At 52.0% G+C, this 16,221-nt stretch carries 15 protein-coding genes and 1 pseudogene; 7 read left to right on the top strand and 9 right to left on the bottom strand.

Features of this window, described 5'->3' with window-relative positions:
* Positions 1-54 precede the first annotated feature (54 nt).
* From AB1I67_RS10625 to AB1I67_RS10600, 6 genes are all read right to left on the bottom strand, one after another.
* Complete coding sequence (locus AB1I67_RS10625) at positions 55-1,209, bottom strand: cysteine desulfurase family protein (protein ID WP_367029840.1); 1,155 nt, start codon at positions 1,207-1,209, stop codon at positions 55-57.
* A gap of 39 nt (positions 1,210-1,248) precedes the next feature.
* Entirely contained in the window at positions 1,249-1,986 is a 738-nt protein-coding gene (locus AB1I67_RS10620; RefSeq protein WP_367029839.1) for a 16S rRNA (uracil(1498)-N(3))-methyltransferase, read from the bottom strand.
* Between the two features lie 10 nt (positions 1,987-1,996).
* Positions 1,997-2,953, bottom strand: coding sequence for a 50S ribosomal protein L11 methyltransferase (prmA, locus tag AB1I67_RS10615; RefSeq protein WP_367029838.1), 957 nt, complete (start codon positions 2,951-2,953; stop codon positions 1,997-1,999).
* Positions 2,954-3,045: 92 nt separating this feature from the next.
* Positions 3,046-3,819: a TSUP family transporter gene (locus AB1I67_RS10610; RefSeq protein ID WP_367029837.1), complete on the bottom strand. Its 774-nt coding sequence runs from the start codon at positions 3,817-3,819 to the stop codon at positions 3,046-3,048.
* A 525-nt stretch (positions 3,820-4,344) separates the two neighbouring features.
* Positions 4,345-5,433: a GPR endopeptidase gene (gene gpr, locus AB1I67_RS10605; protein WP_367029836.1), complete on the bottom strand. Its 1,089-nt coding sequence runs from the start codon at positions 5,431-5,433 to the stop codon at positions 4,345-4,347.
* Positions 5,434-5,544: 111 nt separating this feature from the next.
* Positions 5,545-5,793, bottom strand: coding sequence for a hypothetical protein (locus AB1I67_RS10600; protein ID WP_367029835.1), 249 nt, complete (start codon positions 5,791-5,793; stop codon positions 5,545-5,547).
* A 153-nt stretch (positions 5,794-5,946) separates the two neighbouring features.
* Between AB1I67_RS10600 and rpsT the strand changes: the two are divergent.
* Positions 5,947-6,209 (top strand): annotated as a pseudogene (gene rpsT / locus AB1I67_RS10595) (30S ribosomal protein S20).
* 89 nt (positions 6,210-6,298) lie between these two features.
* On the opposite strand, the gene AB1I67_RS10590 reads toward rpsT, so the two are convergent.
* Positions 6,299-7,111 (bottom strand): family 1 encapsulin nanocompartment shell protein, encoded by an 813-nt coding sequence (locus tag AB1I67_RS10590; RefSeq protein ID WP_367029834.1) that lies wholly within the window; start codon positions 7,109-7,111, stop codon positions 6,299-6,301.
* A 35-nt stretch (positions 7,112-7,146) separates the two neighbouring features.
* Positions 7,147-7,512, bottom strand: a complete 366-nt coding sequence (locus AB1I67_RS10585; RefSeq protein ID WP_367029833.1) for a demethoxyubiquinone hydroxylase family protein — start codon at positions 7,510-7,512, stop codon at positions 7,147-7,149.
* Positions 7,513-7,718: 206 nt separating this feature from the next.
* Between AB1I67_RS10585 and AB1I67_RS10580 the strand changes: the two genes are divergently transcribed.
* Positions 7,719-7,991, top strand: coding sequence for a helix-turn-helix transcriptional regulator (locus AB1I67_RS10580; protein ID WP_367029832.1), 273 nt, complete (start codon positions 7,719-7,721; stop codon positions 7,989-7,991).
* A gap of 5 nt (positions 7,992-7,996) precedes the next feature.
* On the opposite strand, the gene holA is transcribed toward AB1I67_RS10580, so the two are convergent.
* Complete coding sequence (gene holA, locus AB1I67_RS10575) at positions 7,997-8,968, bottom strand: DNA polymerase III subunit delta (protein WP_367029831.1); 972 nt, start codon at positions 8,966-8,968, stop codon at positions 7,997-7,999.
* A gap of 329 nt (positions 8,969-9,297) precedes the next feature.
* Between holA and AB1I67_RS10570 the strand changes: the two genes are divergently transcribed.
* The 5 genes from AB1I67_RS10570 to AB1I67_RS10550 all read left to right on the top strand — a co-directional run bounded on the left by AB1I67_RS10570 (position 9,298) and on the right by AB1I67_RS10550 (position 16,214).
* Positions 9,298-10,425 (top strand): iron-containing alcohol dehydrogenase, encoded by a 1,128-nt coding sequence (locus tag AB1I67_RS10570; protein ID WP_367029830.1) that lies wholly within the window; start codon positions 9,298-9,300, stop codon positions 10,423-10,425.
* A gap of 76 nt (positions 10,426-10,501) precedes the next feature.
* On the top strand, positions 10,502-11,902 hold the full coding sequence (locus AB1I67_RS10565; RefSeq protein WP_367029829.1) for an anion permease: 1,401 nt from the start codon (positions 10,502-10,504) through the stop codon (positions 11,900-11,902).
* Positions 11,903-11,954: 52 nt separating this feature from the next.
* Positions 11,955-14,441, top strand: coding sequence for a pyruvate formate lyase family protein (locus AB1I67_RS10560; RefSeq protein ID WP_367029828.1), 2,487 nt, complete (start codon positions 11,955-11,957; stop codon positions 14,439-14,441).
* A 26-nt stretch (positions 14,442-14,467) separates the two neighbouring features.
* The gene (locus AB1I67_RS10555; RefSeq protein WP_367029827.1) at positions 14,468-15,382 is read left to right on the top strand and encodes a glycyl-radical enzyme activating protein; all 915 of its coding nucleotides are present in this window, start codon (positions 14,468-14,470) and stop codon (positions 15,380-15,382) included.
* Positions 15,369-16,214, top strand: coding sequence for an amidohydrolase family protein (locus tag AB1I67_RS10550; protein ID WP_367029826.1), 846 nt, complete (start codon positions 15,369-15,371; stop codon positions 16,212-16,214). The genes AB1I67_RS10555 and AB1I67_RS10550 overlap by 14 nt, the downstream gene beginning before the upstream one ends.
* Positions 16,215-16,221 lie beyond the last annotated feature (7 nt).

Genomic DNA, 16,221 nt, shown 5'->3' with positions numbered 1-16,221 from the left:
ATTCACAACACGTCCGCCTGTATCTGCGGCATATTCACCCGAATCCGCAGCCGCTCAGCTCCTTTGGTACCTGCGCAACACTGGAAGCACTTCCTTCAGCACGTCGATGCAGTAGTCCACTTCCTCCTTCGTACTGAACGCGCCGAAGCTGATCCTTATGGTCGCATCCAGCAGCTTCTGAGGCAGGCCGATGCCCTTTAAGGTCCCGCTGATCCCCGGATGATGGGAGGAACAGGCAGAGCCGGAGGAGACATAGATTCCTTTGTCCTCCAGAGCATGCAAAAGCACCTCGCTGCGGACGCCCTCGAAGCTGACGCTGACGATCTGCGGCGCGCTCTCCGCTCCCTTTTTGCTGTTGACTACGGTGCCTTCCAGTTCGCCCAGACGGTCCGTCATGTAATCCTTAAGCTCTGTCATACGGCGGATCTTCTCCTCGTGATCCGTGTACGCCTCCTTTGCAGCCACGCCAAGACCAGCGACCCCGGGAACATTCTCTGTCCCGGAACGCATACCATTTTGCTGGCCGCCGCCGTAGATCAAAGGCTTTATCTTCACTCCAGCGCGGATGTAGAGAAACCCTACGCCCTTCGGCGCATGGATCTTATGTCCGCTGACCGAAAGAAGGTCGATACCCTGTTTCTTCGGTCGGATGACAAACTTGCCGTAGGCCTGGATGGCATCCACATGAAACAGGGTGTTGGGGTTCTTAGTCCTGATGATCCTGGATATCTCCTCGATCGGCTCCACCGCCCCCACTTCATTGTTCACATACATAACCGACACCAGGATCGTATCCGGACGTATGGAATCTTCAAGCTCCTTCAGGCTGATATGTCCGTCCCGGTCCACAGGAAGAAAGGTGATCTCAAATCCCAGTTCCTCCAGATAAGTCAGCGGATTGTACACAGACGGATGTTCCACGGCTGTGCTGATAATATGCTTCCCTGCCCTCTGGTTCGCGAGCGCCGTGCCGATGAGGGCCATGTTGTTGGACTCGGAGCCGCCGGAGGTGAACAATATCTCCTTCTCCGCCGCCTTAAGGGTCCCGGCGATCACGGACCGGGCCTCCCTGATATAGCGCTCCGCTTCCACGCCCTTCCGGTGTTTGGCCGCCGCATTGCCGTAATCCTCCGTCATAGTCTTCACTACAATGTCCTTAACGCTGTCCAGCACCTTTGTGCTGGCGGAATTATCAAAATATGCTTCCATGCTCTCTCCTCTTTCTTAAACCGGCGGTCCGCCTGCCCCTTACGCCTCCAATTGAAACATAAGGATGGACAGCACCGTCATGCCCGCCGTCTCCGTCCGCAGGATCCGCCTGCCCAGAGTGATGGGACAAACACCTGCCTCCATGGCCTCCTCGATCTCCGCCACATCAAATCCGCCCTCCGGACCGATAAAGATCCCCACCTGCATCCCGGGACGTATCTGATCCAGAATGGCTCTCGTCTCTGCCATTCCCTCCGCTAACTCGTAAGGGATGATATTCCTGTCAAATCCGGCTGCACAGGCAAACGCTTCCTTCAGGCTCATCACCCCGGTAACCTCCGGGATCCGCATACGCCCGCACTGCTTTGCCGCGCTCTCGGCGATGGCATTCCAGCGTTTGACTTTGGCATCCTCTTTTTTCTTGTCCAGCTTCACCACCGCGCGCCGCGTTGCCACCGGAACGATCTGATATGCGCCAAGCTCCACCGCTTTCTGGATAATCAGCTCCATCTTATCGCTCTTTGGCAGTCCCTGGAACAGCACAAGCTTTGCAGGAAGCTCACTGGAATCCTCCTCTGCCGCCAGGATCCGTGCACGGATCTCCTCCGCACCGATCGTTTCCAGTTCACAGATATAATTTCTGGAAATCCCGTCCCGCACCGCGATCTCTTCCCCCGGCTTCATCCGGAGGACATTGCGGATGTGGTTTACATCCTGTCCGGTTATCACCGCATAGCCGTCCGCGATCTGCGCCGGCGTCACAAAAAAATGGTACACTTGCCGCTCCTTATTTTCTCCGGGCGGTGATGGATACCCACTCGCCCTGGTATGTGGTCTCAATGATCTCCAGTTCCTCGTTGAACTCCATGGCCTCTCTCACATCCTGCTCCTTCATGTTGATGATCCCGGAGGTGATAAAAATACCGCCATGCTTTAAATGCTTTGCGATCTCCCCCTGCAGCATGATAATGACCGGCGCCAGGATATTGGCTGCAACGATATCGTAACACTCATAGCCGGCCTGGTCCTGAATCTCTTTATCATCGATGATATTGCCCTGTACAACCTGAAAACGGTCAGGTGAAATATCATTGGCCTCCAGATTCTCCCTTACTGCCACGATCGCATTTTCATCCAGATCCGTGCCGAAGACCTGCTTCGCCCCCAGCTTCAGCGCCGCGATCCCCAGAATCCCGCTGCCAGTCCCCACGTCCAGGATAACCGACTGGTCATTCACATATTTGCGGAGCTGACGGATGCAGAGCTGGGTAGTCTCATGCTGCCCGGTGCCAAAAGCCGTGCCCGGATCGATCTGGATCAGCAGCTTGTCCTCATGTCCTTCCGGCACATCCTCCCAGGTGGGTTTGATCAGGATATCATCCACCGTGAACGGTTTGAAATACTGCTTCCAGTTGTTGATCCAGTCCTTATCCTCCGTCTCGGAAATGGCTATGGTGCGCTCTCCCACATCCACAAACTGGCTTAAGTCATCCAGCCCTTCCTCAATATCACGCAAAATGCGCTCCAGATTGGTCAAATCCTCCAGATAAAAGCTGACTAACGCCGTGCCGTCATCCGGCGGCAGCTCCGGCAGGATATCGATGAACATCCCCTTGGTATCTGCATCAGACAGAGGGATATTATCCTCAATCTCGATCCCCTCAATCCCAAACTCGTCCAGCATGCTGCTGATCAAGTCTACGGCCTCCGTTGTTGTCTTTAGCGTAAATTTAGTCCACTTCATACGAAATCCTCTCCTTTAACTATGTATCTGCATCTATGTATCTACATCTATGTAACTAATTACCTCTCTCTGCGCTGCGCATTCACACCAGGTCAGACTCCCGCAGCAATATTGGCAATGATCTTGATAAACAGGATCGCCAGCACCACCAGGATCACCGGGCGCACGATCTTCTGTCCATTATGCACGACCAGGCCAGACCCAATATAATGTCCCGCAATACAGAACACCCCTGCAACCAGCCCCAATCCGTAAAGCACCGTTCCATTTACAAGAAACGTGACCAGCGCCGCCACATTGGACGACAGGTTGATCACCTTCGTCAGGGCAGACGCCCTGCGCACATCCATGCACGCAGCTCCGGTCAGGATCAGAATCAAAAATGTCCCGGTCCCCGGTCCGTAAAATCCATCATAACCGCCCACGAAAAACGCCGCCAGCACAGCAACCACAAGCATGGCCTTATCCGGCAGCGGCTCCTTCACCGCCACACTGCCCAGGTTCTTGTTGCGCATCACATAATATGCCACAACCGGCAGGACCACGATCATCAGCCCCTCCAGTACCTTCTCACTGACCAGCAAAGAAAGGCTGGAGCCGATGGAAGATCCGGCCAGGGAAGCGATACAGCTTAAAACCGCGATCCGGATCATCTGCTTTCCTTTTATATAACCATTTTTCAGATAACGTCCAGTGGAAATCGTCGTCCCCATGGAGGAAGCCAGTTTGTTCGTACCCAGGGCAAAATGTGCCGGAACCCCGGCAATAATATAGGCCGGAAGGGAGATCAGTCCCCCTCCTCCGGCGATCGCATCCACGAAGCCCGCCAGGAATACCAGCGGGCATACTATCAGATATTGCAGCATTTTGTATTTTCCATTCCTGTTATTTCGACACAAAACCACATGATATCATAACACAGAACCATGGGGTTTACAACTGTTTCAGAAGGTTTTTCCACTTATTGTATGCCGTTCAGGGTTCGCCCAGGGTTCGCCCAGGGTTCGCCCAGCCCCGGGAGCGCCGCCCCACTTTCCGGTCTCAGGCCCCCAGACTCCAGATTCGGGCATAAGAGACTGTAAGTGCGCAGAATTTTTCTAAATGCCTTCGGGAAAGACCGCAACTCGCTTCGCTCAGACAAGCGGCTCTTTCCCTCAGAACGAAAAATCCTGCGCGCTAACATTCTCTAATACCCTGCATAGTCGTATGGGGGCCTGAGACCGGAAAGTGGGGCGGCGCTCCCGGGGCTGGGCTGGATCGTATCGGCCCTCTTGCAGCAGTCCTTGAGTAAACAGGCTGAGTTAAGGAATTAAGGGGCCTAAAGGGGAAGGGGTGCTGCAGAGTGCTGTGGCTTAAGTCTTGATGGTTTCCCGATGTACTGGGACTGAAAATCAAAACAGCGCAATGTGGATTCCTTCGGAGATCGTGTAGCTGAGCTGTTCAATCAGTTCGTCTATATTCGGGGGCGTCACATAGAGGCTTCCGAACTCCGGCTCCAGCAGTTCACGGATTAAGTCGTACTGTTCATCCGGGGACATGTCCTGGATGAAGTCGCCCATTCCTTTGGTGGACATGCTGCTTGCCAGGGTCTGGATCATGGTATTGACCGTGTCGTGAACGATGGCGGCGGCTCCTACTACCGTAGGGACGCCGATCGCCAACACCGGGATGCCCAGGCTGTCCATGGTCAGACTGTGACGGTGGTTACCCACACCGGAACCAGGGTGGATACCGGTATCTGTCAGCTGGATCGTGGTTCCCAGCCTTCTGATGCTCCGCGCCGCCAGAGCATCAATGACGATCAGCATATCCGGCTTTGTCTCACTGATGATCCCCTGTAGGATCTCCGCAGTCTCCATACCGGTCTGGGCCATCACACCCGGTACGATCGCACTGAGTGTTGGAAGTTTCCGCCCTTTCAGGAATCCGTCGCCATACTGTCCGTCCAGATGGCGCGTCACCTGAAGATTGCCGACAACCTTCGGTCCCAGAGCGTCCGGCGTCACATAAAGATTCCCCAATCCCACCGCCAGGATCTTTAAATCTTTCGGATTCGCACTGACCGGCCCCTCCTCGCGGCATGCGCTGCGGGACAACTGCCGGATCAGCTTCACGATCTGTTTCGCCAGCTCCCCCGATACTTCTTCATGATACCCTTCGTCCTTCTCCGCCAGCTGGTCCGCCTCCAGGGTCAGATAAGTCCCCATAGGTTTTCCCATAGCCTTCGCTCCCCGTTCATCGAGGATTTTAACCTCCGTCAGTTTCACGCAGGATTCCTCCTCATGCCATTCCCGGAGCGACACTCCCGAGATCTCCCCCCCATCCCCCGGAAAGCTCTCCCTCTCCTCCAGCGCCAGATCAGTCCTAACCTCAAAATTCGGTTTCTCCTTCTCAATCACATAATCCCGCACCCGGTTTTCCGACCCTCCCTGCGCCACTACTGTCTCTTTCCCGTTTCCTTTTTCATTCACATTTCTCATAATTCCTCACGCTATCCTTTCCCGCTCCATCTGTTTATTTGGTGTTAATCCATATCCCTCACACCTGCCCAAACCAATCAAACGTTACCGCGCCACCAGCATCCGACAATGCTACGCCTCACGCCTCCGCACCACCAGCTCCCGCCAGCCGTTATCGTTCAGCCCAGCAAAGTTGCCGGGGAGAATGCGGAGGAAGGAATGGCTGCGGGGGTCTTGGAGCCCATCGGCACTTAAGCGCCGTCCTTCAGGCGCTTTAGTACCGCTATGCGCTCCACGAAGCGAGAGCGCCCCCGCAGCCATTCCTTCCTCCGCATTCTCCCTGTCCACCACCGTCCCCCGCGCTGAACGATAACACCTCACCTAAAGTTTTCCGCAAAAAACACCAAAATATGTATTGACATTTTATGCCGGATTGGGTAGAATACAAAAGTATGTTTACATTAAACTGTCCGTGTCCAGACTTTGATGCAAACCAAAGACTATGAATAAAATTTATAATTGGAGGTGCCCAGATTGGCAAATATTAAATCTGCTAAAAAAAGAATTTTAGTAAATGAGACCAAAGCTGCTAGAAACAAAGCAATCAGATCCAAAGTGAAGACTGCTTGCAAGAAAGTAGAGGCTGCTGTAGCTGCAGGGACAAGGCTGCTGCCCAGGCTAGCTTAGTTGCCGCTATTTCCGAGATTGACAAGGCTACGACCAAGGGAGTGTATCACAAGAATACTTCTTCCAGAAAAGTATCCCGTCTGTCCAAAGCAGTAAACGGAATGGCATAAATCATAAGGCTGGAATAACACTTAAATAAAGCGATAAAAGCTCCGGTTCCCAGGTGTGGGGAACCGGAGCTTTTTGTCATGCCATAATATTATTCAAACACCACGATCGCCTTCGGCTGCTTGATCCTCAAAGCCGCCGTCTCCATGATCCGGAAATAATGGTTAAAGTCCTTCTGCTCCAGATAACCGACCGACAGATCTGCACCTACAGCCAGATCCATGTACTGAGGCTCCGCGCATACCAGGGCGGCTTTGCCTGCACCGTAAGAACCTGCCGGGTATACTCTGCCGCCCACCAGCTTCGCGATGCGGTCCAACTCAAGCAGGCCCACATTCGGCTGAAGGCGTTCCAGTTCCAGGTACAGCTCCGGACTTAAGACCAGTGCATAGCGTCCCAGCATACTGTTGCTGGAAAGGTAGGAAATGCCATGTGCCACATCCTTATAGGCACCCTCTCCCTCGCTCCAGTCGCTGCGTTTGATCTTGAACGCGCCGGACGCATTGAACAGCCCTTCCGCGCCCAGCTCCTTGCTGCCAAACAGGATCAGGTCGTCCTCCTGCTTGGCGCTGCGCTGTGCAGCCGCTGCTGCTGCGGATAAATCAAGGGGATATCCCTGCTTTTCAGAATCCTCAATATCCCTCCACAAAAGTGCAAAATCCTGATAAAGCTGCGGCAGCTCCGCCATACGGCGTCCGGTGATCCGTCCAAGCCCGTTCTGGAACTCCTCATCCTTGTCTGCACTGTCCACTGCTACTGCATAGGTTCCTGCGCCAAGGGGTCCGTACAGGCTTAAGAACCTGCGGCATACCAGGTGTTTCTTCGCATTGTCAATCACGGCGGCATCAATCTTCTCCCACATGTCAGCAGAGATCGGTGCGCCTTCCCGTGCTAAATAATCCATATCATATCTCCTTTCTGCTGTTCTATACAGCCACTCTACTCTATAAGGCTTCCCACTGTAGGGCCGGAAGCCGGCGCCGGTGACGGCTCGTCTTTCTTCACGATCCCCAGAGTCTCCAGCATCTCGTTGACTTCACCTTCTCCTTCTAAGAACAGCTCCGCCTCCTTCGGGTCCAGATAGCGCATCAGGGTGATCAGCTCTCCCATATGTACCTTCTCCTCATCCCGGATATCCGCCAGCACGCTCTTGGCAACCGGATCATCCGTTGCAAGATAGTGCGCATCATAAAGAAAAATGGCTTCCAGTTCTCCTGCAATGTCCAGGCGGAGCGCCTGCAAAAGCTCTGCATTGGAAAGTTTACGGTCTACGTTTCCCTGAAAGGGATTAGCAAAACTTGGCATATTGTATTCTCCTTTTCTACTTTTTTTGTTAATACAATTCTACCATCCCACCATGTATTTGTCAATAAATAAAAATAGTAATTATTATCATTTTATTCTTACAAAATTACACGCTTTCTGTATCTGATGACCATTTATGGATAATATACATTAATGGACAATATTGTTTTAATAGATTCAGGTTAACAGACTTAGAGGTGAAAATTATGGTAACATTTGACCGGCTATGGGAGACCATGGAGCGCAAGGGCATCACACAATACCGCTTAATTAAATACTATGGTTTCAGCGCCGGACAGCTCAACCGTTTGAAGAACAATTCTTACGTTTCCACCCATACGATCGATGTGCTGTGCACGATCTTAAACTGTCGTATCGAAGACGTCATAGAATTCAAACTGGATTCAGAGCCATCGCCCGGACTGGGAATCGACCCGTCAGTAGCGCTCAATCCTCCTGATAAAAAGATCGAGGAATAATCATCTTAATACTCTTTCGTGATCAAAAGCTCCACCGCAAGACGGTCCTGGAGCTTTCCGCTTTTCACGGCTTCTTCCGCTTCCACACAGGTATTTACATAGGATAATATCTCCTCGCGGGAGAACTGTCTCGCCTGCGGCATCACCTTTCCTACAACAAACGGCTGCATTTTCAGCTTCGAGGCGATCGTCCCCTTATCCAGTCCTTTTCCCATCAGCTCCTTGACCTGTAAAAGCTGGTTGAACTGGCGGGCGATCAGAAACAGTATCCTCATGGGAGGCTCTTTTAGAGCAAGCAGATCTTCATACAGGTCCATTGCCTTTCTCGTCTGGCGCGTCACGATAGCAGAAACCATGTCAAAGATCCGGTTGGTCACCTGGACCGTGCAGATCGCCCTCACATCCTCATCCGTGATCACATCCCTGCCCATGGTGTAGCTGATCAGCTTTTCCAGTTCCATCCGGATATTCTCCATATCGTCCCCTGTCATGCTGAGGAAAAGCTCCATCGTCCGGGAAGTGATCTTCCGCCCTTCTTTTGCCAGTATCCCACCGGCCCAGCGGGACAGCTGCGCCGCGTTCTGGCGGGTCATCTCCGCGGCATAACCAAGTTCCTTTACTTTCTTAAAAAGCTTACTGCGCTTATCCACCTCCGACTCCACAAACAGCAGGCAGGTAGTATCCGGCATGTCAGGCAGATAACGGACCAGAGGCTCAGACGCCGTTTTAAAAAAACCGCTGTCCTCCACAATGATCAGGCGGCGTTCCGCAAAAAACGGCATGGTATCCGCCAGGCGGATCAGCTCGTCCACGTCCAGTCCCTTTCCTTCAAAATAAGCAAAGTTCATCGTGTCATCGCCGATGATGGCTTCCCTCAGCTTATTCTTGTAGCTGTTCCGCAAAAAAGCTTCCTCCCCGTACAACAAATACATGGGCTTAAAAGTGCGGTCCTTGATATCCTGGTTTAATGTCTGCATGGTCAATCCTCTGTCATTCTCATTTTAGTACTTAATTAATTTCATATTATACAGGATTTTCGGTGAAAAAACCACTGTTTTTACTTCACTGCTGTCAATGCCGCTGTGGAACCCCATAGAAAATACTTATAACATGGAGGACTGCATTTTTAAATTTGAGCAGTAGATTCAACTGGGAAATGATTCATGCCGATCTTTTTTTCTTATAGAACTTTCTGATATCCCTGCCCTTTCCCTCAAAAAACACCACATTGACTTCTATCCTCCCATTGCCTATACTCAGGCTGGAACGTTAAATATTAAACAAAGTCATCAGAAGGGGGTTTATCATGTTTCACTATTCTATTCCGTGTGAACTGATTTTCGGGGCCGGTTCTTTAAAGGAGCTTGGAAAAGCAGTCACAAAATTTAATGTCGGTAAAGTATTCATCGTATGCGATCAAGGTGTGGAGAAGGCCGGAATCGTAGCAAAAACAGAGACAGAGCTTACCGCAGCAGGTATTGCCTATGAGATTTTCAATGAAGTGCTTCCCAATCCCACTGTGGCGGTCGTAGAGACTGCGGCTGAAAGAGCGAAAGCCAGCGGCTGCGGGTGCATTGTAGCCGTAGGAGGCGGAAGCTCCATGGATACCGCCAAGGCTGTGAATATCCTGATGAGCAATGAGGGCAGCATCACGGATTATGAAGGGCCTGACAGGGTGCTAAAGCCGGGGCTACCCCTGATCGCCATTCCCACCACCTCCGGAACCGGAAGCGAGGTCACCTCTGTATCCGTAGTCACAGACCCTGTCCAGAAGAGAAAAATGGTCATTGCCGGACAGAATGTAGGCGCCAGCCTGGCTATCGCTGATCCGGATCTAACCCTGGGCCTGCCGTCCAAAATAACTGCGGCAACCGGAATGGACGCCCTCACCCACGCCATGGAAGCCTATATGTCAACCCTGGCCTCTCCTGCCACGGATATGAATGCCTTGAAAGCCATCGAGCTGATCTACAAAAGCCTTCCAGTCTGTGTCAGGGAACCTGGAAATGCCGGAGCGCGGTCTGATCTGATGCTTGGGAGCACCCTGGCCGGCTTTGCCTTTAACAGCGCGATCCTGGGTATTGCCCACGCCATCGCCCATCCCTTAGGAGCTTATTTCGGGGTTGCCCATGGAGACGGCAATGCCATTGCCCTGCCTTATGCGGTGGAATACAACGCGGCGGTAATTCCCCACAGAGTGGTGGATATGGGAAGAGCCATGGGACTTTCCAATACTGATTTAACTGCAAAAGATGTGGTAGATGCTTTAAAAGACCTGGCTGCTTCGATCCATATTCCGAAGCTTTCTGACTGCGGCGTCACAGAAAAAGACTTCGACACCCTGGTTCCCGCCATCCTGGACGAACCAAGCTGCCTTACCAATCCACGCCCCGTCACAGAAGAAGGGGTTCGTGATATATTAAACCGTCTGTAGGCTTATATCTCTTTATTATAGGGCTTATAAGAAAAGGAGCTGCTTTACGGATTTTTACACTAAGGAGGGTTACATCATGAGTACAAATACTGGTTTCAGCAAAACTGATACAAAAACATGGATCAAATGGCTTGCCATAATCGGAGTGCCTATTTTGATCTACCTGCTTCCCACAGGGGAAGTATTCACCCATCCGATCAAATTGTTCTTCGTCATCACGGTGTTCGGAATCCTCACGTTTGTTTTGGAGCCTTTTGATTATGCCATCGGTTCGCTGCTGATGATGAGCTTTTACATTCTGTCAGGACTGTCCACCATGGACGTGGTGTTCAAGCCCTTTACCCAGAATATCCCCTGGATGGTTTACGGCTGCCTGCTGCTGATCAACATCATTCAGAACAGGACCAGGATCATCGAACGGATCGCCTGCTTCTGCATGATCAAAACAGGGGGAACTTACAACGGCATCATCTACGGCCTGATCATCCTTGGGATTATTATCAACATCGTGGTTCCCGGCGTTTTCACCAGCATGGCGGTCTGTGTTCTGGCGTATGGGATCTGCGAGGCCTTAAACCTGGGAAAGAGCCGGGCTTCCTCGGGCATCATGCTGGCAGCCATCGTTGGTTTTATTGAGGCGTGGACCTTTGTGTTCTGTCCTCCGGACCTGGGTGTGCTCATCGGCATTGCAAGTGCCGCAACCCCCATGACTATGGATTACTTTACTTATTTTAAACACTGTCTGGTATTCGTTCCATTTCCGTTTCTTATGGGCTTTATGATCACCAAGCTCTGTAAACCGGAGACGGCGATCAACGGAAAAGCTTATTTTATGGAACGTCAAAAAGAGCTGGGGCAATTAACAAAACAGGAAAAACGGGTCATTGCCGTACTGATCGTATTTGTGCTCTACTTATTTACCGCTCAGTGGCACAAGCTGGATATGATGTGGGGCTTTCTCTTTGCTCCTCTGGCGCTCTTTATGCCGGGCTTACAGGTGGGTGAAAAAGAAGATATCAAGGGTGTGAACTTCCCCATGATCATGTTCGTGGTAGGCTGTATGAGTATCGGCGGCGTGGCGGCCCAGGTTGGAGTGGCCCAGATGATCTCAGATGCGGCTATGCCTCTCTTAGTGGGACGCAGCAACACTTTCTTTGTACTTTTTACCTTCTTCTTTGTTGCTGTTTTCAACTTTGTCATGACGCCCATGGCCCTGATGGCCGCGTTCTCGGTTCCTCTGTCCCAGATCGCGCTGGATATGGGCATGAGTCCACTTCCCATGCTGTATGCCTTCAGCCGCGGCTGCTACAGCGTGCTTCTGCCCTATGAGGCCGTGATCATTGCCGCCGCTTTTGCCTTCGGCAACACAAAGATGGAATGCTTTTTAAAGGTATTTGGGGTAAAGCTTCTCCTGACCGCCGTCTGGATCCTTTTGATCGCCTGCCCCTACTGGTCCATGCTGGGTCTCATGGGCTGATAAAACAAAAGAAACAAAAACAACGCTATAACAACAGAAAGGAGTTTTGATCATGTCAGATTGTTGTACTATTTATTCGCCTCACGAGCAGCATATTTTAAAGGAGCAGGCGGGAAGCACCGATAACCGCGCCGGGAGAGAGAGGGTCTACCGGATACTGGACCGTTTTGCCGGAACAAAACCCCAGATTGACATTGAACGCGGAAAATATTTCACAGAATCCATGAAGGAAACCGAAGGCCAGCTTATGACGCTGCGCTGGGCAAAGGCGCTGAAACACATTGCCATGAATATCACGGTTTACATCGATGAGGACACCCTGATCGTGGGACGGGGCGGAAAACCCGGACGTTATGGACTCATCTATCCGGAACTGGACGGGAACATGATGGATGTGGTGATCCATGACTTAGCAAACCGTGTGGAATCCGGATTTGATCTAAGCGATGAGGAGATGCGCGTCATTGTGGAGGAGATCTGCCCTTACTGGAGGGACAAGGCTTTTTGGGATGATTTATATAAGGCCCTGCCAAAAGCCACCCGGGACCTGACCTATAACCCGAAAAACCCTGTGGAGTCCCGTCATATCCTGGACGAGACCGCCTCCTACCGCTCCTCCATCCAATGGGTGCCCGATTATGAAAAGGCCATCCGCCGGGGCTTTTCTTCACTGAAGAAGGAAGCCCTGGAAAAGCTGGAAGGCTTAGACCCTCTCAATGTCCTGGACACCATGGAGAAAAAGCCATTTCTGGAGGCCATGGTCCTGGTGTGCGACGCCATCGTGATCTGGGCCAACCGCCATGCGGATCTGGCAGAAAAAATGGCAGAAACCGAAAAGGATCCTGTAAGAAAAGCAGAGCTTTTGGAGATTGCTGAGCGCTGCCGCCATGTACCGGAATATCCTGCCAGGAATTTTAAAGAAGCTGTCCAGGCCCAGTGGTTTGTGCAGATGTTCTCCCGGCTGGAGCAGAAAACCGGAGCCATTGTCTCCAACGGCCGCATGGACCAGTATTTATACCCTTACTACAAAGCGGATTTAGAAGCCGGCATCCTGACTGAAGAATCAGCCATGGAAACCCTGGAATGCCTGTGGGTCATGATGGCGCAGTTCACCGATCTTTGCTTCAGCCCCACCGGAGGCGCGTTCCAGGAGGGCTATGCCCACTGGGAAGCCGTGACCATCGGCGGCCAGACAAGGGACGGCAGGGACGCCACCAATGAGCTGACCTACCTGTTCCTCCGCTCCAAACGGGAATTCCCTCTGAACTATCCGGATCTGGCAGCCAGGATCCACGCCTGCTCGCCGGAGCGGTTTGTAAAGGAGGTTTCTCTTACGATCAAGGAGGGGTCCGGATATCCCAAGCTGTTTAATGATGAAGAGATCATCTTAAATCTTGTGGCACAGGGCGCTCCCCTCGAGGATGCTTATGATTATGCAGCCTCCGGCTGCGCCGAGGTCCGTATGCCGAACCGGGACACCTTTACAGGCGCCCACCCTTATATCAACCTGGCTTCTGTGCTGGAAATGGTCCTCTACAATGGCAGGACCTACAAAACAGAGGATGAGCTTATGGGCCTGGAAACAGGAGATCCCAGGAACTTCAGATCCTACGAAGAGTTTTGGGATGCCTATGAAAAGCAGCTGACTTATTTATTAAAAAACGCCTTTATCCAGGAATACAACATTATCAACTTGAGGCCCCGGCATTTTGCATGTCCCTTAAACTCTGTTTTACATAATTTATGCATGGAAAGCTGCCGGGATCTTCACAGCAGGGAAATTCCCGGCGGAGTGGATATCGGATTTTTAGATATTATCGCTTACGGCACCGCCGCTGATTCTCTGGCCGCAATCAAAAAGCTGGTTTATGAGGACCGGCTCATAACGATGGAGGAACTGATCGACGCGTTAAAGGCCAACTTTGAAGGCAGAGAGGTGATCCGCCAGCAGTTGATCCACGCCCCCAAATACGGAAACAACGATCCTTATGTGGATGAGATCGCCAGGGACATTGACCGGGTTTATATGCAGTATACCAGGGATCACAGCAAAGAGCTGGGAATCCATATGGATCCCCGTATGGTGCCTGTGACCTCCCATGTTCCCTTCGGAAAAGTGGTGGGCGCCACGCCAAACGGACGGGTAGCCGGTTTTCCGTTGTCAGACGGCGCTTCCGCCTCCCACGGCAGCGACTTAAACGGTCCCACGGCTGTACTTTTATCCAACTACTTTTCCAAGAACAGCACCTACCGGGAAAGAGGTTCCCGCCTGATCAACCTAAAGTTTACCCCTTCCTGCCTGGTTGGCGACGAGGGCACCCAGAAGCTCACCGATCTAATACGGGCCTGGTGCGATTTAAAGCTGTGGTTCGTGCAGTTCAACGTAGTCAACCGTGAAACTCTGGTAGCTGCCAAAAAGGAGCCGGAGAAATATAGAAACCTCATTGTAAGAGTGGCAGGCTACAGCGCTTATTTCACAGACCTGTCCTCCGACCTGCAGGATGACATCATTGAACGCACCCAGCACACCTCGGTTTAAGGCAAAACCCGGAAAGGAGACGCTCTATGAACGGCTGCGTATTTAACCTGCAGCGATATTCTGTCCACGATGGCCCTGGTATCAGAACCATTGTGTTTTTAAAGGGATGTCCGCTTCACTGCACCTGGTGCTCCAACCCGGAATCCCAGGACCGTCTGCCCCAGCTGGGATACAAGCCCGACAGCTGCATCGGTGCAGAGTGCCTGCTCTGTCAAAAGGTCTGTGAAAAACAGGCGGTGTTCTACCCTGGTTCCGGCCCGGTTGTGATCAATCACAGCCGGTGCAGCCAGTGCCAAAAATGCGCCGCTGCCTGTCCGTCCCAGGCTCTGACCACCTATGGGAAGATGTGGGATGTAAAGGAACTGTTGGACGAGGTAGAAAAGGACGCTGCCTTTTACAGCCGCTCCGGCGGCGGACTGACTGTAAGCGGGGGCGAACCCCTGATGCAGCCGGAATTTACAAAGGCACTTTTACTGGAAGCAAAAAAGCGCCATATCCACACCGCCATCGAAACCACGGGCTATGCAGCATGGGAAACCGCAAAAGAGATCTTCAGCCTGACAGACTATGTCCTGTATGATCTAAAGCTGTGGGATGAAACCAGGCATCTCAAATACACCGGCGTGGACAATCAGGTCATACTGGAAAACTTCAGACGGCTCTGTATGGAATTCCCGGATAAGCCGGTGCAGGCCAGGACTCCGGTGATTCCAGGCGTCAACGACACGGCCTCTGACCTGCTTCCCATAAAGGAGCTGGTCAGCTGTTTTCCCAACGCCAGCTATGAGCTGTTAAAATACCACCGGTTCGGCGTCTCAAAATACGAGACCATAGGCCGGACCTATGAAATGTCCCAAAAGGACATGGACGACCAGCATTTCGAGGAATTGAAACGTCTGGTATCATATGATACAGGAGGAATTCACAATGAAAACAGTTGATTTTCGTTTCCGCCCCCATACAAGAGAAACCATGGAGGGGTTGGCTAAAAGCCCCATCTTCAGAAAGGGACTGACGGAAGCCGGTTTGGATTTTGACGCCTTCGTAAACTCAGCCCGCAGTCTTGATGAGATCGCAGAGGAGATCAGACAGGAGGGGATCATAAAAGCAGTCATTGTGGGCCGGGATGCCGAGACCACTTATGACTTCAAACCGAACCACCAGGAGATCCTTCCCTTTATCCAGAAATATCCGGACCTTTTTACAGGTTTTGCCGGAGTTGACCCCCACAAAGGCATGGAGGCCGTATATATGCTGCGTGACTTAGTGGAAAACCAGGGCTTTCGGGGCGCCGCCATCGACCCCTTGTACGCTCAGATACCAGCCAACGACCCAAGATATTATCCCATTTATGCAAAGTGCTGTGAGCTTCAGGTCCCGGTTGTGATCACCTCTGGCTTAAGCCCCAAATCCCCCCGTGTAACCGCAGATTCCTCCAACCCCATCTATGTGGACATGGTTGCCAGGGATTTCCCGGAGCTTCGCATCATCATGAGCCACGGCGGGTATCCATGGGTCAATGAAATGATCGGAGTGGCCTTCCGCAACTCAAATGTCTATGTAGACATCTCCGAATGCGAGACCCATCCCATGGGGAACTATTACATCGAGGCCGCCAATACCATTTTAAGGGATAAAATCCTCTTTGCCAGCGCCCACCCCTTTGTCCATTATAAGACAGCCATGAAGCTCTATGAGGAGCTGCCCTTTACAGAGGACGCCAGAGAGCATGTGATGTGGAAAAACGGGCTGAAGGTGTTGGGAGAAGCCTGATCTAAGA

Source organism: Clostridium sp. AN503, from assembly GCF_040719375.1.
In the GTDB taxonomy this organism is placed as follows: Bacteria; Bacillota; Clostridia; order Lachnospirales; family Lachnospiraceae; genus Brotaphodocola.
This window is presented reverse-complemented; position numbering and strand designations above follow the sequence as displayed.